The organism is Streptomyces sp. NPDC056169 (genome assembly GCF_042268445.1).
Lineage (GTDB): Bacteria > Actinomycetota > Actinomycetes > Streptomycetales > Streptomycetaceae > Streptomyces.
On record NZ_JBHJUO010000006.1, the window covers coordinates 178402 to 197281 of the forward strand.

Below are 18880 nucleotides of genomic sequence, written 5' to 3' on the forward strand. Positions count from 1 at the left end.
GAGTACGCGATAAAGGGGGTATGAGTCCGGACACCACAAGGTCCCGGGAAAGAGGTGACCGAAGTCCCTGGCGGCCGGGGAGGGGTGCCCTGGGAACCGGATTTTGCACCTCGTAAGGTTGAAACCAGGACGTCTCGGGATGCCCCCACACCACTCGCCCACCCGCCGCCCCCCTCGGTGAAGGGAGCCCTGCCCCCCATGCCCGAAGTCACCGGCCCCACCGGACCCGCCGATATCGGCCCCATCGACATCGGTCCCACCGGCGCCGGACCCGCCGCCTCCTGGCGCATCCGGCTGCCGCACACGACCGCCGCCGTGCCGATCGCCCGCGCCCTGATCCGTACCGCGCTCCACGACATCGACCCCGGCGCCGCCGACCTCCCCGACGGGGACACGGCCGAGCTGCTCACCGCCGAGCTCGTCGCCAACGCCGTCGAGCACACCGCGGGACGGGGCCCGATCGAGCTGGTCGTCGAGCTGCTCGCCGCGCCCGGCGGCTGTCAGATCGAGGTCCACGACTCCGAGCCGGCCCGCCCGGGCGAGCTCGTCTGCCCCGACCCCGGCGTCGAGGTCGACCCCTGGCAGGAGCACGGCCGCGGCCTCCTCCTGATCCGCGCGCTCAGCAGCGACTGCGGCCACCGCCCGACCGCGCACGGCAAGGCCGTGTGGTTCACGCTCCCGGGGATCCCCGCGCAGCGTCGCCACCAGGAGCCCTGAGCGACGGGGACGGTCAGGGCCGGCCAGGTCCGGCCAGGGCAGGGCAGGTCAGGTCAGGTCAGAGCAGGTCAGGTCAGGTCAGAGCAGGTCAGAGCAGGTCAGAGCAGGTCAGGGACGGTCACGCACCCCGAACGACCGGATCCGCGTCGCCGAGCCGCGAGTGGCGGCGCCCGTACAGCGCGTACACCAGCGTTCCGACGACCAGGAAGACGGCGAACTGCACCCACGTCGTCCAGCCCGTGCCCCAGATCAGGTAGAGACAGAAGCCGATGCCGAGCACCGGGCTCAGCGGGTAGAGCGGCACCCGGAAGGACCGCCGCAGCGCGGGATCGCGGCGACGCAGCACGATCACCGCGAGATTGACGGCCACCATGACGGCGAGCGTGCCGATCGTCGTCAGGTTGACGACCACGTCGAGCGAGGCGAAGGCGGCCGGGACGGCGAAGACGCCGGCGACGATCCAGGTGTTGGCCACCGGAGTCGCGGACCGCGGCGAGACCCGCTCGAAGACCCGGGGCACCAGACCGTCGCGGGACATCGACATCAGGATGCGGGTCTGCCCGTACATCACCGCGAGGACGACGGACGCGATGGCGACGACCGCGCCGAAGGCGACGACCCCGCCGCCGACCGAGGAGCCGGTGACCTCGTCGACGACGAGCGAGAGCGCGGCGGGCTGGTCGGCGACGGCGTCGGCGCCGAGGGCCCCGATCGCGGCGAGCGCGACGGAGCAGTAGAGCAGGGTGACGAGCCCGATGCAGACGAGGATCGCGATCGGGATGTTCCGGCGCGGGTTCTTCACCTCTTCCCCGGCCGTGGTGATCGCGTCGAAGCCGATGTACGAGAAGAAGGCCACCGAGGCACCCGCGGTGATGCCGCCGGCGCCGTTCGTGAACGGCGAGAGGTTCCCGTCCTCGAAGGCGGAGAAGCCGATCACGCAGAAGACGACCAGGATGCCGATCTTGAGGACGGCCATGGCGGCGGTCGCCCGGGCGCTCTCCCTGACCCCCCGGACGAGCAGGGTGGCGGCGAGCAGGATGACGACCACGGCGGGCAGGTTGACCACGCCGCCGTCGCCGGGTCCCGCGGAGAGCGCGACGGGCAGTCGCAGGCCGGTCAGGCTGTCGAGGAGCTCGTTGAGGTACTGGCTCCAGCCGACCGCGACCGCCGAGACGGAGACGCCGTACTCCAGGAGCAGGCACCAGCCGACGAGGAAGGCGGTCCGCTCGCCGAGGCTCGCGTAGGCGAAGGAGTACGAGGAGCCGGAGACGGGGATCGCGCTGCCCAGCTCCGCGAAGGAGAAGGCGGTGAAGACGCAGGTGACCGCGGCGAGCACGAAGGAGATCACGACGGCCGGGCCCGCCTCCGCGACGCTGTCGGAGAGTCCGACGAAGATGCCGGTGCCGACGATCGCGCCGATGCCGAAGCACACGAGCTGGAAGAGGCCCATGGTGCGCTGGAGGCCGTGGCCTTCGAGGTCGGCGCCGGACTCGGCGATGAGCTGCTGCGGGGACTTGATCCGCGAGGGCATGCGGGGGTTCTCTCATCTCTGGTGGTGCACGCGTGAGGGGGGTCCGGGCATGTATGCCCGAACCCCCCTGAAGGATGCGATCGTAAGCCGCACCACGCATATTCGCCCAAGAGGGCGTAAAGCTACGCCTGCGGCTCCCCGGCAGTGCCCGCCATGATGGCGACCAGGACCGCCTTGATCGTGTGCATCCGGTTCTCGGCCTCGTCGAAGACGACGGAGTGCGCCGACTCGAAGACCTCGTCGGAGACCTCCAGCTCGGTCAGTCCGTGCCGGGCGTGGATGTCACGGCCGACGGCCGTGCCCAGGTCGTGGAAGGCGGGCAGGCAGTGCAGGAACTTCACGTCCGGGTTCCCGGTGGCCCGCAGCACGTCCATGGTCACGGAGTACGGGGAGAGGGCGGCGATCCGCTCGTCCCAGACCTCCTTGGGCTCGCCCATCGACACCCAGACGTCGGTGGCCACGAAGTCGGCGCCCCGGACCCCGTCCGCCACGGACTCGGTGAGGGTGATCGTGGCACCGCTCGCCTCGGCGAGCTTGCGGGCCGCGGCGACGATACCCTCGGCCGGCCAGTACGCCTCCGGGGCGACGATCCGCACGTCCATGCCGAGCAGGGCCCCGGTGGCCAGGTAGGAGTTGCCCATGTTGAAGCGGGCGTCGCCGAGGTAGGCGAAGGCGATCCCGTCGAGCGGCTTGTCGGTGTGCTCGGTCATGGTGAGCACGTCGGCGAGCATCTGGGTGGGGTGCCAGTCGTCGGTGAGGCCGTTGAAGACGGGGACCCCGGCGAAGGCGGCGAGCTCCTCGACGGCGGCCTGGCTGTCGCCCCGGTACTCGATGCCGTCGAACATCCGGCCGAGGACGCGGGCGGTGTCCTTGACCGACTCCTTGTGACCCATCTGGGAGCCCGAGGGGTCCAGGTAGGTGGTGGAGGCGCCCTGGTCCGCGGCGGCGACCTCGAAGGCGCAGCGGGTGCGCGTGGAGGTCTTCTCGAAGATGAGCGCGATGTTCCGGCCGCGCAGCCGCTGGACCTCGGCGCCCGCCTTCTTCGCGGCCTTGAGCTCCGCGGAGAGCGCGATCAGGCCGCGGAACTCCTCGGCGGTGAAGTCCAGCTCCTTGAGGAAGTGGCGGCCGATGAGGTCTGTGGCCATGGGACGCGCTCCTGGGGGTACGGGTCGAGGGGACGGCGGTCGCGGACCCTGGAAGTCTATACGAACATCAGCATTTCTATACAGCCCCCTCGCGGGGTGCCGCTTGGGCAGGGTGGCGCCCTCGTGGAGTGGCCCTTTCGCGGAGTGGCGCCCTCGCGGAGTGGCGCCCTCGTGGAGTGGCGCCCTCGCGGAGTGGCGCCCTCGCGGAGTGGTGCTCTCCTGGAGTGGCGCCCTCATGGAGTGGCGCTCTCATGGAGTGGCGGCGCTCAGGTCGCGTCGCGCTCCACCGGGCAGCTCATGCAGCGCGGGCCGCCCCTCCCCCGGCCCAGCTCGCTCCCCGGGATCTCGATCACCTCGATGCCCTGCTTGCGCAGATGCGTGTTCGTCGTGACGTTCCGCTCGTACGCCACGACCACCCCCGGCTCCACGGCGAGCACGTTGCACCCGTCGTCCCACTGCTCGCGCTCCGCCGCGTGCACGTCCTGCGTCGCCGTCAGGACCCGGATGTCCTGGAGTCCCAGGGCCGCGGCGATGGCGCTGTGCATCTGCTCCGGCGGATGGTCGGTCACCCGCAGGGACTGCCCCGCGTCGCCGGGTTCGATCGTGTACGAGCGGAGCATGCCGAGCCCCGCGTACTGGGTGAACGTGTCCTGGTCGACCATCGTCATCACCGTGTCCAGGTGCATGAACGCGCGCCGCTTCGGCATGTCGAGCGCGACGATCATGCGCGCCGAACCGGCCGCGAACAGGCCCCGGGCCAGCATCTCCACCGCCTGCGGCGTCGTGCGCTCGCTCATCCCGATGAGCACGGCGCCGTTGCCGATGACCAGGACGTCCCCGCCCTCGATCGTCGACGGGTAGTCGCGCTGCCCCTCCGACCAGTGGTGGAAGGAGCCCGCCTCCGGTCCCTTGAAGAGCGGGTGGTGCCCGTAGATCGCCTCGAAGTGCACGGTCTCGCGCTGCCGGGCCGGCCAGCGCATCGCGTTGATCGAGACGCCGTCGTAGATCCAGGCCGAGGTGTCCCGGGTGAAGATGTGGTTCGGCAGCGGACCGAGGACGAAGTCGTCCAGGTCGAGCGCGTGGAACCGCACCGACGTCGGCTCCCGGTGCGCCGCCAGGAACTCCCGCTTCGTCATGCCGCCGACGAGCGCCTCGCCGAGCGACCCGGCGTCCAGCGAGTCGAACGCGGCGCGCAGGTGGTCGGCGGCCAGCGGCCCGTACTCCTTCTCGTCGAAGACCCGGTCCAGGACCAGCGCGCGGGCGGCCGGCACCTCCAGGGCCTCCCGCAGCAGGTCGCCGAAGAGATGCACCTCGACCCCGCGGTCCCGCAGCACGTCGGCGAAGCCGTCGTGCTCCTGGCGGGCCCTGCGCACCCAGAGCACGTCGTCGAAGAGGAGGGCGTCCTTGTTGGACGGCGTGAGCCTCTTCAGCTCCAGATCGGGGCGGTGGAGGATGACGCGGCGCAGCCGCCCGGTCTCGGAATCGACATGGAATCCCATGGGCCCATCCTGACGGAGCCGGGCGGCCTGGGCCCGTCTTTCGGGCCTTCGGGCCCGCGGTTCAGGGCGTGTCACTTCAGTGCGGAGGCGATGAGGATCAGGGCGATGAGGACTCCGAGGAAGGCGGCGGTGCGGAGCAGGAAGCGGCGGGTGTAGCCGTTGACGGGCTCGCCGTCCGGCTGCGAGAAGGCGACGGGGCGGGGCGGCGGCTCGCCGGGCTGCGGGGACTGGTGGGGTGGTGGGGACTGGTGGCGTGGCGATGCTTGGTGGGGTGGTGCGGTGTGATGCGGCCGCGGGGCTTGGTGGGGTGACGGGGCCTGGTGGGGCTGCGGGGTGCGCCGGGTGCCGGACGCCTCCTTGAGGAGGGTGAGCCAGGCCGCGTCGGGCAGGCCCGGGCGGTCGCCGTCGACGATCTGCCAGAAGGCCTCGCGGGCCGACGGCACCGGGCTCGTACGGAGTCGGGAGAGCAGCGCGGCGACCGTGCCGACCGGGGCGTCCCCGCCCCCGAGGAGGGGGCGGACGGCCCAGCGGTGCAGCTCGGCCGCGTTGGACGCGCGCTGTTCCTCGGGCGGCTCGGAACGGTCGTCCTCGGCGCCGGGCGACGCTGTCGCCCAGAGCTCCCGGCCGATGACCACCTCGCACAGCTCGCGGCGCGCCGGATGTCCCCAGGACGGCAGGCGCCGGGCGATCTCCCCGAGGAGGAGGGTGACGACGACGTACATCTGGGGTCGGCGCAGGGCGTCGAGCAGCTCGCGGCTGCCCGCCCGCTCGACGAGGCCGCGCGCCTCGTCCACGTCGCCCGCGGTCGGCAGCCGGTGGACGAGCCCGGTCTCGACCTCCCGCTCCCCGCCCCGCAGCTTCCTGATCCACCCGCTCCGGCCACCGCCGGCTGGACCGCTCCACTGGGCACGGACGGAGGGGAGGACGGGACGGGGGTACGGGTCGTACGCCGGGTCCGGGGCGGGGTGGGGGCGGAGGGGTACGGGATCCGGCTTGGGGGCGGGGTCGGGGGCGGGGGCGGACTCGGGGCCGGGACCAGGTTCGGGGTCGCGATCGCGGTCGCGGTCGGGCCGGCGCGGTGAGGTCCCGGAGGCCCAGGGATCGGCCCCGCCGGGGGCCTCGCCGTGGGCCGTGTCGTCGGTGTCCGGGTACGGCGCCGCCGGGTGCCGGGACGGGTCCTGGAGGGGGCGGTCGGGGAAGGGCGGGTCCTGGCGGCCGTCCCACGGCTCAGGTGAGGACGGGGGACGCCCCGCGTCAGGGGACGGGGATACGCGGGATATGGGGGACACGGGGGGCCGGCCGGCGTCCGGGGCGGCCGGGGCGGCCGAAGGACGGCGTGGGTCGGCGCCGTCCGGCGTGCGGCCGGGGTCCCGGGACGTCGGCGAGCGCCGCGGCTCCGGCGACACGGCCGGGTACCCCGGCTCCGGTGCCGCCGGGTGTCGCTCGGGCGCGGCCCCGTACCCCGGCTCCGGCCCGTACCCCGGCTCCGGCTCGGCCCCGCGTCGCCGCTCGGGTCCGTACCCCGGCTCCGGCTCGGCCGCGCGTCGCCGCTCGGGCTCACCCCCGTACCTCGGCTCCTGCTCCGGCGTCGCGCCCCGGTAGCGCGGCTCCGGCGACGCGGGCCCGTACCGTGCGTCCCCCGTCGGCGGGAAGCGCGGCTCCCGGGGCGGGCCGTGGCGGCGGGTGCGGGCGTCGAGGATGTCCACGGCGCGGGCCGCCGTGTCGAGGAGCGGGGCCCGGCGGGCGGAGGCCGCCTCGTGGAGGGCGCGGCCGACCGCCCACTCGCGTCCGTCGCCCTCCGCGACGCCCCGCAGGTGGTGGCGGACGAGCCGGGCCGCCGTCTCCTCCGCGCGGTCGCCGGACCGCTCGCTCGGGTCGAAGCGGTGCCGCCCCGTGTTGGGACTCGACGCACCCGACCAGCGGCTCACGAACACGAAGCGCAGGGAGGGCAGTTCGACGGTGTCGTGGCTCGCGAAGGTCCAACCGCGGCCGATGAGCTCGCCGAACATGCTGTGCAGCCCCCACAGCACGGGTCCGGCGGTGTCGCCCCGCGCGTCGAGGACGGTGAACGTGCCGTCGGGGTGCCGCAGCAACTCCGCCACCGTTCCGGTGAGTTCTCCCGCCACGTACGGCAGCGTCTCGTCGAGCTCGCCCTGCCCGCGGCCCGTCGCCGGTACGAGGACCTCCTCCCGCACCACCGGGAGCCGTCCGCGCACCTCGGCGGCGTTCAGGGCGGCGGCGCCCTCCCAGTCCCAGGCCTGGAGGCCGAGACACAACGAGGGGTCGAGCAGCGCGGGAGAACCGACGAGCGCGTGACAGAGGACGGACGTCCCGCCGTCGGTGTCCGTGAACGGGGTGCGCCGGATCAGCATCACGCCCGGACGGCCCTCAAGGCGGATCAGGGCAGGCCGCGTCTCCTCCCCGCCGGCCCGCAGCACGGGACCGGAGATCCGGAAGAGGGCCTCCGTCTCGTCCCGGGGCCCGGACCAGGCCACCGGGCCGAATCCCGTGCTGCCCGAGGCGTTCTCGCTGTCCCAGCGGAAGACGATCTGGTCGACCTCGTTCTCCGACCGTGTCATCGGACGATTCCCTCCGTAGGCTCCGCCCCGGGCAGCAGCCCGCACATGGCGAACAGGGACAGCAGTGGTGCCAGGACCCGGCGCGGCCGGACCCCGTGCGGGAAGTGGTCGCCGCGCGCCTGACCGCCGGTCGCGGCGACGAAGTGCAGGGAGCAGTTCGCGCAGTCGTCGAAGGGCTTGAGCCAGGCGGCGCTGGCGTGGTGGGCGAGGAAGGCGTACGCGTCCCGGCTCTCGTCCCGCGCCTCGGCGGGGTCGAAGCGGCCGGGCAGGGCCCGGCCGAGCCACCGGTCGACGGTCGGATCGAAGCGTACGAGGTCGCTCTTGTTGACGGCGAGCGCGGTCGGTGCCGCGACGAGGCCGCCGCGCCCCCTCGGGATCCGGTCGAGGACGGTGGCGAAGGCCTCGTCGCCGAGGTCGCGGCGGCGCAGCCCGCTCTGTTCCCGTACGGGGTCGAGGGAGCCGAGCCGGAGCGCGCGCAGCGGGTCAAGGACGAAGACGAAGGCGTCGACGCCCATGAGGAAGCGGGCCACTTCCCCGTCCTGCGCGAGGTCCTCGCCCGCGAGGTCGAAGAAGACGACGGGCCGGGGCGTCCCGCCGCCCGCGGAGACGAGCAGCCCGTCGGCGAAGCGGGCGAAGGTCTGCTGTCCGGTACGGCCCAACTGCCGTCCCTGCTGGAGGTTCTGCACGCGCTCGCGCAGATAGGTGCGGTGCGCCTCGGGGTTGAGCGGACGGCTCCGCAGCCCGTACGGCGCGAGGCCGCCGAGTTCGATCTCGCCCAGCATCGCGGCGAGGAGGTGGGTCTTGCCGACGGAGGAGCTGCCGACGAGGGCGACGGAGAGCGGCTCGCCGTTGGTGAGGTAGGGCACGGGGAGTTCGTGCTCCTCGTCGCCCTCCACCGTGTGCGGGCACAGGTGGTAGGCCTTGCGCAGGGCGTCGGCGATGTGGGCGGGGCGCCGTTCCGTGGTGAGGTCGAGCGGGATCCGGTTGCCCTTGGCGTCGATGGTGACGAGCAGGCGTTCGTCGTACTCGACGGGGAGCAGGCAGTGCGGGCACATCCGGCTCCGCGAGGGCGGGGCCGGCGGCGGTTCGAGGGGCGACGCCGAGGCGGCGGGGCGGAGGGATCCGTCCCCCGCTCCGAAGATCCGGTCGATGAAGGTGGTGCGCGGGGAGCGCGGATCCGTGGCGGAATCCGTCACCGGGCCGGCGTACGGGTCGGTGTGCGGGTCCGTGTACGACTCGCTGTACGGCTCCGCGTACGGCGCCGCGCCGGACAGCCCGTCGTTCTCGACCGCGACCCGTTTCCGGGCGAGTCGCTGGTCGTACTGGGCACGCCACGGGGCGAGCGGGTCGGCCGCACCGGCGGCGCCTGCGAGCGGATCGCGCACGTTCAGGAGCCGCATGAGCTCGGCGGGACGCGGCCGGTCGGCCGCTCGCGGGGAGAAGAGGCCGCTCTGGGCCAGGGCAGCGAGCCGGCGGTAGTCGCCGAGGTCGCCGGGTGGGCCCTCACCCCGGGCGGGGCGGCCGGAGAGGAGGTAGTAGCCGAGCTGGGCGACGGACCACAGGTCGTCGCGCGGGTCGGCCGCGCCGAGCCCCTCGCGCTGCTCGGGCGAGGCCCAGGGCGCGCCGCCGAACGGCTCGCGCGTCTCCCCCGCGCGCCGCGCGGCGAACGGCTCGCTGAGCCGCACGTGGGCGCCGTCCCACCGCACGGTGTCCGGCGCGACGGCCCGGTGCACGAGCCCGATCTTTTCCAGGAGCCGTACGGACAGGGCGAGTTGGCCGATGATCCGCTCCTGCTCCTCGGGGCCGAGGCGGCCCGCCCACTCGGTGAGCGGCCGGCCGCGGGGCACCCGGTACAGCACGAAGGGCTCGGACGCGGTCAGGTCGAAGCCGACGATCCTGGCGAAGACGGCCCCGAACTTCGCGGTCCCGTACCGCCGTTCCAGGGCGACGGCGGCCTCCACCTCGCGCTCCAGGAGGCCGTACGCGTGGGGGTCGGCCTGCGCGGACGCGGGCAGCCGGAACTGAAGGACCGGCCATCCGGCGCCCAGAACGGCGCGGCGTGCGAGGAGGCCGGGCCTGGCGGGCAGCCGGCGCTCGTCGCCGTACCGGACGGTGAAGCGGACCGGCTCCTCGTGGTGGGTGAGGAACTCCAGTTCCTCGTAGTACGGGTGCGGGGGGCTCATGGGCTCCCTCAGGTGGTCCGGATGGTACGGATCGATCGGGTGGTTCAGCGGGTTCCGCGCGTTGCCCGGGCCGGGCTCGTCCGGGTGGTTCAGGTCGCTCGGGTGGTTCGGGTCGTGCGGGTGGTTCGGGTCGTGCGGGTCGATCGGGTCGTGCGGGTCGATCGGGTGGTTCAGGTCGTTCAGGTCATGCGGGTCGATCGGGTGGTTCGGGTCTGTCACGGTTCTCCCGCCTCCTCGGCGCGGACGGTGTGCACGACGTCCGCGCGCAGCGGTACGAGACGGAGGATGCCCGCGTGCCGTCCGGCACCGGTCCACACCACGTCCTCGGCGGTGCCCCGCCAGATGTCGTCCCCCGCCGCCCCGCGCCGCATCGCCTCGGGCACGAAGCGGACCTGCCGGGCGGCGAGCGGGTCGTGGGAGAGCAGCCTCAGGTGCTCGGGCCCGCAGAGCGCGACCGTGGCGCCGGGGTCGTCCTCGGCGAGCAGCAGCCGGGCCACCGCGTCCGGGGCGACCCCGGTGAGCCGGGCCGCGTCGGGCCGTTCGGAGCGGTCGGCGAGGGCGCCGAGCGAGGTGAGCGTGCCGAGATCGCGGAGGCCGTCGTACGGCGGCGGCGGCGAGGCCGCCGCATCGCGCTCCAGGCGGATCCGCGTCTCGTCGAGGAGCTCCGTCAGCCGCTGCCCCTGCGCCAGGTGCTCCGTGCCGCCGGGGTCGCGTTCGATACCCGCCCAGCAGCCGTCGAGGAGGAGGACGGTACCGGCGACCAGGTCCCCGACGAGCGTGTCGACGAGTGCCGGGCCCCCGTCCCCGTACCGCCGCTCCAGCCAGACCGGGGCCGGCCCGGCGGAGAAGGCGCCCGGCACGCCGACGGAGCCCGCCGGGGCGGGCGCGGGCCGTGGTGACGGGCGCGGGGACGACGGCGGGACGGCGGAGTGCGCGGCCGGCTCCCGTACGGGCGGCTCCTCGTTCATGTCCGACCAGCCGTCGTCCTCCCCGCCGTCCCCCCAGTCGTCCCAACTCCAGGCGTCCGCAGCGGTGTCGGTGCCGCCGGACGGGCCCGGGCCCGGCGCGGGCGCCGACGGTTCGTCCGCCCAGGAGTCCTGGTCCGGCCCCCACTCCGACTCCCGGCCCGCTCCCCACTCCTGCCCCCACTCCGGCGACGCGTCGGGCGACCGCGCGCCGCCGTACGCGTCGGCGGTCTCCGCGAGACCGCGCAGCAGCCGGGCCACGGCACCGGCACCGGCCGCGCAGTGGTGCCGTACCTCGGCGAAGAGCCAGTCGTGCACGGCGGTCGTCACGACCAGGGCGTGGATCTCCCGCAGGATCCGGCCCGCCTCCTCCGGGTCCGCCCGCGCCCACCAGTCGTCCACGGCCCGGGTCCAGTCGCGGAGCGCGAGCAGGACCACGGCCACGAAGGACACGGCCAGGGCCACGGCCCCCACCCAGACCGGCGGGGCCAGGAACTGGCCGAGGCCCGCCCCGACGAGGCCGCCGAGGACGCCACCCGCGAGCCGGGGCGCCGCGCCCGTGGCACCGCCGCCGTCGATCCGCCCGTCGGGCGAGCGGTTGGGCCTGCGCCGCAGCATCAGATGGGCGAGCCCGGCGGCCAGCGCGCCGACGGCCGGGCCGAGGACCCAGCCGAGCACCGGCCACACCCCGGCGAGCAGCGCGAGGAGGCCGGTCAGGGCGAAGGCCACGGGCCGCGAGCCGCCGGCGGTGAACGGATACCGTCCCCCGAGCCGCCGCAGCCGCTCCGGACCGCAGAGCGCGTCGAGCCGCGCGAGCCGGGAGGCGCTGCCGGCCGGGGCGGTGCGCGCCGCGAGCCCGGAGAGCCTGGCCGCCACGGAACGCAGCGGCAGGCCCTGGCCGATCAGGTCGTACGTGTGGTCCCGCAGGGCCGGGACGATCCCCGCCCGCGTGATCTCCCGCGGCAGCTCCGGGAGTTCGACCCCCCGGTCGCGGAGCAGCCCGCGGTGTTCCGCCGTGAGCCGGGTGCCGCCCGCGGCGCCGAACGCGTCCGCGACGGCCGTACGGAACCGGGCCAGCTCCTCCGTGAGCCGCTCGATGTCCCCCGGCAGGTCGACGGCGCGGCCCGCCCCGGTGAGGAGCCCCGCCGCGCCCCGCACCCGGTCGTAGCCGTCGACGGCGTCGTCGAGGGCCTCCTGGCAGGCGGCGAGCCGGGCCCCCGCCCGGCCGCCTGCGGGGAGCCAGTCGTGGCCGGAGAGGGAGCGCGGCACGCCCTCGCCGAGGAGCAGGGCGAGCGCGCCCGGCACCCCTTCCGGGGAGGCGGCCCCGGCCGGGACCTCGGGGCCGGTCAGCCCCTCGACGGCCTGTCGCCAGGCCCGCGCGCGGGCCTCGTCGGTGAGGTCGTGCTCCAGGATCCGCACGGCGGGTACGGCCACGCCGTGCACCACGTCCCCGAGCGAGCCGAGGGCGGCGTCGAAGACCTCCGGGGTGGCCAGTACCTCGACGAGCGGGCGCAGGACGTCGTCGACCACGGCGTCACCTGTGGAGCCGCCCGTGATGTCGCCCGTGGTGTCGCCCGTGGTGTCGAACAGCCACAGGACTCCGGCGGCGGGCGGGCGCAGCGTCAGGGTGCGGCGCAGCGTCCGGTCACCCCGGGTGCCGACGGCGAGACAGACGATCTGGGCGGGGCCGTAGGAGGAGAGGCGCTCGTAGAGGAGCTGGTGGCCGACGATCCCGGCGGCCTCGTCGACGACGAGGAACCGGCGTTCGCCACCGGGTTGCGGGACGTCCAGCGCCGCGCGGACGGCGGCGTCGAGGTCGTCCGGCCCGCCCGCCCGCAGGTCGAGGCAGACCGCATGGCCCGGGAGGGGTCGCTCGGGGAGGACGCGGTGGTTCACTGCTCCTCCTCCCGGTCCCAGGGGTACCCGCCGGACTCGAACTCGGACTCGGGATCGGGCTCGGGCTCGGAGTCCCAGCCCTCCTCGTACAGGGACCCCTGGGGCTGTCCGTGCTGTCCGTGCTGTCCATGCGGTCCGTGCTGTCCATGCGGTCCATGCGGTCCGTGCTGTCCCGCCTCCGGCCCGGGGGCCTGCGCGGACCCGTTCCCCCCGTACCCGTAGTTCTCCCGAGGGTCGGTACTACCGGGCGGCCGGCCCTGGCCGTAGTTCTGGCTCTGGCCGTGGCCGTAGTTCTGGCTCTGGCTCTGGCTCTGGCTCTGGCCGTGGCCGTAGTTCTGGCTCTGGCCGTAGCCCTGACCGTGCCCCTGAACCGGAACCGGAACCTGAGCCTGAGCCTGAGCCTGAGCCGGAACGTACCCCTGCCCCTGCCCCTGCCCCGCAGCCCTCCGCCCCGCCCGCCCCGGCCCGTGGCGGTCGAAGAGGGCGCGCAGGGTGGAGCGGGTCGGGCGGGCCGAGGGCGGGAAGCGCATGTCCAGGGCCCCCGGGAAGGTGACCTCCCAGAACTGCCGCAGCGGGGTCATCCATTCGACGTCCGTGTCGCCGTACTCCCGGTACTCGGCCTCCAGTCGGTCGAGCAGGACGAGCTGACGCGGGGCGACCTCCTCCACGAAGTGGGTGAAGAGCCGGGACGGCGGCTGCGGCACCTGCGTGAGGCCCTTGGGCAGGGTCTTCATGAGGCGTTCGCAGAACACCTCGATGATCTGGCCCTCGTCGAGGAGCGCCCAGCGCTCGTACGCGCGCAGCATCCCCGCCCAGCTGGAGAGCGAGCCGTCGAAGGCCTCCAGGCGCAGCGACATGGTCGCGGACTCGCCTTCCTGGAGCCGGATCCGGACGAGGTCGGGCGAGTCCGGCGGGCCGTCGACGGCGATGTTGCCGTTCCACATCGCGCAGAGCAGCCGCTGAAGGATCCGCTGGCGGTCCTGCTCGGTGGCGACGAGCCAGTCGTCCTGGTAGCCGAGCCGCTGCCGCCAGTGCAGGAAGTCGTCCTCTCCGGCCGAGTCGCGGGCTTCGGACCAGAGGCTGAGGACGTTGCGGACCTCGGAGATGTCGGTGAGGTTCATGCCGCTGCGGAAGAGGACGACGGTGAGGGATTCGGTGTCGACGGCCCGGTACTCCTGGTCGGCCTTCGCGGGCAGGTTGAGCGCCTGCCGGAGGAAGCCCGCGGCGCGGCCGTCGGACTCGCTGGCCGGGTGCACGATGAGGATCTTCATCGGGCCGCTGCCGTCCGGGACGAAGCCGACGGGGAGCAGTCCGGCGAGCCGGGCGCGGAACTGGTCGAGCCAGCGCGGGTCGACCTTCGACTCGGCGCCCTCGTCGCCCGCGGCGGCCCGCAGCAGCAGCTCCATGGAGGGCAGCAGGGGGCGGGCGAACTGGGCCTCGTTGGCCTCGCCGAAGAGCTTCTTGACCCGGCGTTCGAGGACCTGCTTGATCTCCTTGACCGGCGCCCCCGGCGCGCGGCGCACCGCGTCGAGGGCGTTGCGCCAGTCGTCGGGCCGGATCAGCCGGTCGAGGAGGGTCGCGGCGTCGGTGCTCTCGGGGAGGCCCTCGCTCTGGGCGAGCCGGTCGACGACGTCGTCGTAGAAGGCGCGCAGGGTGTTCTGCGGGGGCAGGAGGTAGGCGATGCCGGCACGGTCGTCGCGGTAGAGCTCGCGGCGGCGCTCGGCGAATCCCCGTGCCTCGTCCTGCTCGTGGGCGCGGAGCACCTTGGTGAGCTCGCTCAGCTCGTTGGAGATCCGGGCCAGCGGCGGGCGCCACTGGGCCTCGCCGGCCTGCCAGCCGCGGTGCCAGAGGCTCCGGGCGCGCCACTGGTACCAGGCCTGCTGCGCGGCGAGCGCCTCTTGGACGTCGGGGTCGTTCCACCGGGCGGGTACGACGCCGCCCATGCTCCCCTTGATGCGGGGGATCGGCGGGGCGGCGCTCTGGACGTGGGAAGGCCGTTCGGGCTCGTTGCGCCGGTTGTCCAGCATCCCCTTGAAGCCCACCCTGGCGACCCGCTCGGGGTGGCCGGGCAGGCCGCCCAGTACGGCTTCGAGCTGGAACGGGCCGATGAGGCCGAGGAGTTCGCGGGCGCCGGAGCCCGGCCTGAAGTCCTCGGTGAGGCGCGGGATCTCGCGGGTGAGGTTGGTGTCGAGTCGGCGCAGGGCGTCCTCCATGGACCCGAGCCGGTACTGCAGTTCCTGGGCGATGTCCCGTCGCCCCCTGGGGAGTTGCTCGGGTCCGGGGACGTCCGGCACCTCGCGGTTCCAGAGCCGGCCGATGCCGGAGCGGACGAAGAGGTCGCGGACCTGCTCCGAGCCGTCCCGGGCGGGCCGCCGGGCCCGTTCCTCCATGCCGCGCACGGCCTGGGCGAGGAGCCGGGCGGCGACGATCTCGGCGAGGTCGTCGACGGGGACGGTGAGGGAGGCGGCGAGGCTGGTGGACATGCCCCGGTAGCCGATGCCGGAACGGGCCGGCGTCGAGCGCTCGACGGCCTTGTTGACGAACCGTTCCGCGAAGGACTGGTAGTCGTCGTCGGCCTGGGCCACCCCGCCGTTGGACTCGCTGAGTTCGGTGCCGATGAGCGACATCACCATGGCGGTGATGGAGCGGCGCAGGTCCTCGCTGCCGATGACCGACGGCTTGGAGAAGAGGAAGGCGGTCTGCATGGTCGCGGGACGCAGGGCGACGACCCCGTCTCGCGGGTACGTGATGCTCAGCCGGCCGCGCTGTTCGACGTCGCCGACGGAGTCGTCGGAATCGGGCATGTTCTGGTCGTCGACGAGCCGCGAGAGGTCCACGAGGGCGCGGGCGGCGTTGAGTTCGGCCTCGCGTCCGCCGCCCGCCTCGGGCGGGAAGGCGGACGGCATGACGACGAGCGGGTAGATCTTCACCCCGGGCACCTTGGCGTTGCGGAACTCGTGCCCGATGAGGTGGATGAAGTCGTAGAAGATGCCGGCGCCGGTGCCGCCCGCGACGGAGAAGGCGACGAAGACGTCACAGCCCCGGATCTGGCCGCCGCCGACCCGCTGGAGGTCGCCGGCCGACTGGCCGATGGCCCCGATCGCCTCGCGGAGCTGGCGCAGGACCGGTTCGAGCCCGGAGCGCAGGGTCGCGAAGAGCGCGGCGCGGCCGACGGTCGGCAGCTGCCCCGCACCGCTGTTGAGGGGGGCGACGCGCGGCTGCCGGATCCGCGGCGGCAGCCAGGACCGGGTCTCCCCCGGGACGGAGACGCGCAGCATCTCCGTGACCTCGGGCGAGGAGTCGAAATCGGTGGGCAGCAGGTCCCGGACCATCCGGGACGTACGGGCGAAGGCGGCGCCCTCGGCACCCTTCGCCTTGAACTGCGGTGCCTTCAGCAGTTCCGCCTCGCTGAAGTCGGCGTAGACGAACTGGAGGCAGTCGGGCAGCTGGAAGGGCATCCGGCGGCCGCCGTCGACGAGGTCGGTACCGTCGGGTCCGCAGAGCTCCCGGCGGAGGCTGCGCTCCAGCTCGGTGCCGATGCGTCCGCCGGTGCCGCCGAGCCCGACGAAGAGCATGGGCTGATAGATCTTCATGTCGTCTCCTTTGGGGGCCCGTTCAGAAGAGGTCCGGGTCCCCGGCGGTCGTCCCGCCCGTGCCCGTACTGAATCCGGTACCGCTGCCGGTTCCGGTGTCGGTTTCGCTGCCTGTTCCGGTGGTCGTGGGGTGGTCCGTGGCGCCGTCGGACCGGCCGGACCGATCGGATCGCCCGGATCGCCCGGGCCGTCCGAACCGGCGCGGCCGGGGAATCCGGCCTTCCCGGTCCGTACGTGTACGGGACCCGTCGCCTTCGCCCGTACGGGATCCGGTTCCGGTACGGGAGTCGGTTCCCGTCCGGGAGTCGGCTCCGTCGCCCGTGCGGAAGCCGGAGCCGCCGCCCGTGTCGAAGTCGAAGTCGTCGTCCGTACCGAAACCGCCACCGCCACCGGTGCCGGAGCCGTAGCCGTCTCCGGAGCCGTAGCCGCCGGTGCCGGAGCCCGTGCGGGCGCGGCCCGACCGGCCGCCGCGGGCAGTTCCCCCGCCCCGTACGACGAGTTCGTACGCGTCGAGGCCGGTCGGCTCGCCCGGCCGCAGGGGAACCTGCGCACCGCCCCGGGGACGCAGCAGCAGTTGGCCGGTGCCGGTGCGGCGCAGGACGTGGGCGCCGGACGAGGCGCCCTCGCGGGCCCGGCGGAGGGTGGGCGGAGCGCCGCCCATGTCGTCGACCGCGAAGGGGAAGGACCCGCGGGCGCCCTGGCCCCGGCCGACAGTGAGCGTGTCGAGGACCCGGCCGTGCTCGCGGAGTTCGAGCGTGACGCCGGTGAGGTCGCGACGATGGCGCCGGGCCAGGATCTGCGCGATGACGAAGCCGGCGATGAGGACGAGGCCCGCGGCCCCGCCGACGACGGCCTTCCACCAGCGGTCCCACCAGGTCGGCGGGGCCACGACCAGGACGTCGAGGAAGCCGTCGTCGAGGACGAGGTCGCCGTCGCCGGGGTCCACGGCCGCGATCCGGCCGCCCAGTTCGCCGAGGGGCGTGCCGCCGCCGACGGTCACGGTGATGGGGACGCGCGTGCTCCCGCCCGGCGGGGCGGTGACCGTCGCCGGGGAGACGGAGAGCTCGGCGCCGGGTGTCAGGTTCTCCACGGCGAGCCGCAGGGTGCGCGGTCCGGCGTCGTTGTTGGTGACGTCGAGGGTGCCGCGGACGGTGCTCCCGGGGTGCACGGTGGCCCGGTCGAGGACGAGCCCGGCGGTGAGGAGCGGTGTGCCCTGGGTGACGCGGGCGTGCAGCGGCCGACGGTCGGAGGTGACGCCGGGCGCCGACATGCGGGTGGTGAGCTCCAGGTCGCCGGTGGCGCCGGCGGGCACGGTGAGCGTGCCGGTGAAGCGGACGTCGCCCGCCCTGCGGTCGGGGGCCCGCCCGTCGTCGGCGAGCCGGAACGTGACGGGGGCGAAGCCCGCGCCGCGCAGTTCGGCCGCGACCGTGAGATCCGCGAGCTGGCGGGGATCGGTGACGGTGACGCCCCGCCGGGTCTGCATCCGCACCGACACGGTGACCTCCTCGCCGGCGCGCGGGGAGGCCGGGTCGAGGGTGACGTCGGAGCGGAGCACGCCCTGCCAGATGGCCCGGACGGCGACCTCGCGGTCGCCGTGCCCCTCCGGTGCCTCGATGTGCACGCGCCAGCGGCCCGGCAGCGGGTTCTTGACGCGCAGCGCCTCGACCGGCCCGTCCTGTCCGCCGACCTCGAAGGTGGAGCCGTCGAACTCGCCCCGGGTGGGAACCTTGCGGCCCGCCGGGTCGTAGTAGGTGACCCGAACCTTCGGGTCGTGCTTGGAGACCGTGAGGGAGCCGTCGGTGGCGATGGGCGGGATGACGACCGTCAGGTCGGCGGGCGGCTTCCCTGCGGTGCCGTGCGCGATCCGCGCGCAGCGGGCCGCGGCGAAGGTCTCCTGGAGCGCCTTGTCGAGGTCGGCGGAGCTGCCGACGACCCGCATGTGGGGGACGGAGCCCGGCACGTCGGAGCAGGCGCCGCGGAAGCCGCCCTCGGCCATGGCCGTGAGGGCGGCGCGGTCGATCCCGGTGCCGAAGCCGAGGGGCCAGATCTGGACGCCGGCCGCCCGGGCGCGGGCGAGTTCCTCGGTGAGCCGCCGCTCGCCGTTGGACTGGCGGTTGGCGGGGTCCGCGCCGTACTCGGGGCTGTCGGAGACGTCGAGTTTGCCGTCGGTGAGCAGGAAGACGACCTTGGGGGTGGCAGGTGCCTTCGCGGCCGCGCCACCGGGCGTGCTCTTCTGGGTCTTCTGGGTCTTCTGGGTCTTCTGGGTGAGGCGGGTGACGGCCTGGCGGATGGCCGCCGGGAAGTCGGTGCCCGGTCCCATCCGTGCCGCGTCGCGCTTGTTGAGGAGCTGGACGCAGCGGCTGAGCCGCTCGCGGCCCGCCGCGTCGGCGACGGTGAGATCGCAGACCTCGCGCACGGGCGACTGGCCGGCCTTCTCCGAGCTGCCGAAGCCGATGACGGCCGCCCGGGAACGCTCCGATATCTCGCCCTGGCTGAGCAGCCCCGCCGCCTCCGTCTCGCGCGCCAGGTCCTTGTCGGCCAGGCTGGCCGACTGGTCGACGACGACGGCGAAGTCGATCGGGTCCGGTCCATCGGCGGGCTCGGCGGCGGCTTCGGCCACGGACCCGGCCGCGGGTTGGGCGGCTGCGGCCGGCGCCCGGGGGGCGCGGGGGTGGCCGGGGGTACCGGCCGCCGCGAGCGGGCCGGTGAGCGCGACCAGCGCACCGGCGAGGAGCAGGGCGCTCCCCTTGTTCGTCCACTGCATCGTCACTC

Annotated in this window: 9 protein-coding genes; 1 reads left to right on the forward strand and 8 read right to left on the reverse strand. The window is 74.3% G+C overall.

Features of this window, described 5'->3' with window-relative positions; translation table 11 throughout:
* Positions 1-198: 198 nt before the first annotated feature.
* Entirely contained in the window at positions 199-717 is a 519-nt protein-coding gene (locus ACFC0G_RS11670) for an ATP-binding protein (RefSeq protein ID WP_376400955.1), read from the forward strand.
* Between the two features lie 118 nt (positions 718-835).
* On the opposite strand, the gene ACFC0G_RS11675 is transcribed toward ACFC0G_RS11670, so the two are convergent.
* From ACFC0G_RS11675 to ACFC0G_RS11710, 8 genes are all read right to left on the reverse strand, one after another.
* A complete protein-coding gene (locus tag ACFC0G_RS11675; protein WP_376400957.1) occupies positions 836-2248 on the reverse strand; it encodes an amino acid permease in 1413 nt (470 codons plus the stop codon).
* A gap of 122 nt (positions 2249-2370) precedes the next feature.
* Entirely contained in the window at positions 2371-3393 is a 1023-nt protein-coding gene (gene argF, locus ACFC0G_RS11680) for an ornithine carbamoyltransferase (protein ID WP_376400960.1), read from the reverse strand.
* A 266-nt stretch (positions 3394-3659) separates the two neighbouring features.
* The gene (locus ACFC0G_RS11685; RefSeq protein WP_376400963.1) at positions 3660-4892 is read right to left on the reverse strand and encodes an arginine deiminase; all 1233 of its coding nucleotides are present in this window, start codon (positions 4890-4892) and stop codon (positions 3660-3662) included.
* Positions 4893-4963: 71 nt separating this feature from the next.
* Positions 4964-7471: a hypothetical protein gene (locus tag ACFC0G_RS11690; RefSeq protein ID WP_376400966.1), complete on the reverse strand. Its 2508-nt coding sequence runs from the start codon at positions 7469-7471 to the stop codon at positions 4964-4966.
* The gene (locus ACFC0G_RS11695; protein WP_376400969.1) at positions 7468-9873 is read right to left on the reverse strand and encodes a hypothetical protein; all 2406 of its coding nucleotides are present in this window, start codon (positions 9871-9873) and stop codon (positions 7468-7470) included. Before ACFC0G_RS11695 ends, ACFC0G_RS11690 begins: the two co-directional genes overlap by 4 nt.
* Positions 9870-12515, reverse strand: a complete 2646-nt coding sequence (locus ACFC0G_RS11700) for a hypothetical protein (protein WP_376400972.1) — start codon at positions 12513-12515, stop codon at positions 9870-9872. Before ACFC0G_RS11700 ends, ACFC0G_RS11695 begins: the two co-directional genes overlap by 4 nt.
* The gene (locus tag ACFC0G_RS11705; protein WP_376400975.1) at positions 12512-16108 is read right to left on the reverse strand and encodes a tubulin-like doman-containing protein; all 3597 of its coding nucleotides are present in this window, start codon (positions 16106-16108) and stop codon (positions 12512-12514) included. Before ACFC0G_RS11705 ends, ACFC0G_RS11700 begins: the two co-directional genes overlap by 4 nt.
* 22 nt (positions 16109-16130) lie before the next feature.
* Complete coding sequence (locus ACFC0G_RS11710; protein ID WP_376401459.1) at positions 16131-18872, reverse strand: VWA domain-containing protein; 2742 nt, start codon at positions 18870-18872, stop codon at positions 16131-16133.
* Positions 18873-18880: the final 8 nt, after the last annotated feature.

Coding starts and splice junctions, on each gene's coding strand:
- ACFC0G_RS11705 (WP_376400975.1), bottom strand. CDS start 16,108: ATGAAGATCTATCAGCCCATGCTCTTCGTCGGGCTCGGCGGCACCGGC.
- ACFC0G_RS11710 (WP_376401459.1), bottom strand. CDS start 18,872: ATGCAGTGGACGAACAAGGGGAGCGCCCTGCTCCTCGCCGGTGCGCTG.
- ACFC0G_RS11670 (WP_376400955.1), top strand. CDS start 199: ATGCCCGAAGTCACCGGCCCCACCGGACCCGCCGATATCGGCCCCATC.
- argF (WP_376400960.1), bottom strand. CDS start 3,393: ATGGCCACAGACCTCATCGGCCGCCACTTCCTCAAGGAGCTGGACTTC.
- ACFC0G_RS11685 (WP_376400963.1), bottom strand. CDS start 4,892: ATGGGATTCCATGTCGATTCCGAGACCGGGCGGCTGCGCCGCGTCATC.
- ACFC0G_RS11690 (WP_376400966.1), bottom strand. CDS start 7,471: ATGACACGGTCGGAGAACGAGGTCGACCAGATCGTCTTCCGCTGGGAC.
- ACFC0G_RS11675 (WP_376400957.1), bottom strand. CDS start 2,248: ATGCCCTCGCGGATCAAGTCCCCGCAGCAGCTCATCGCCGAGTCCGGC.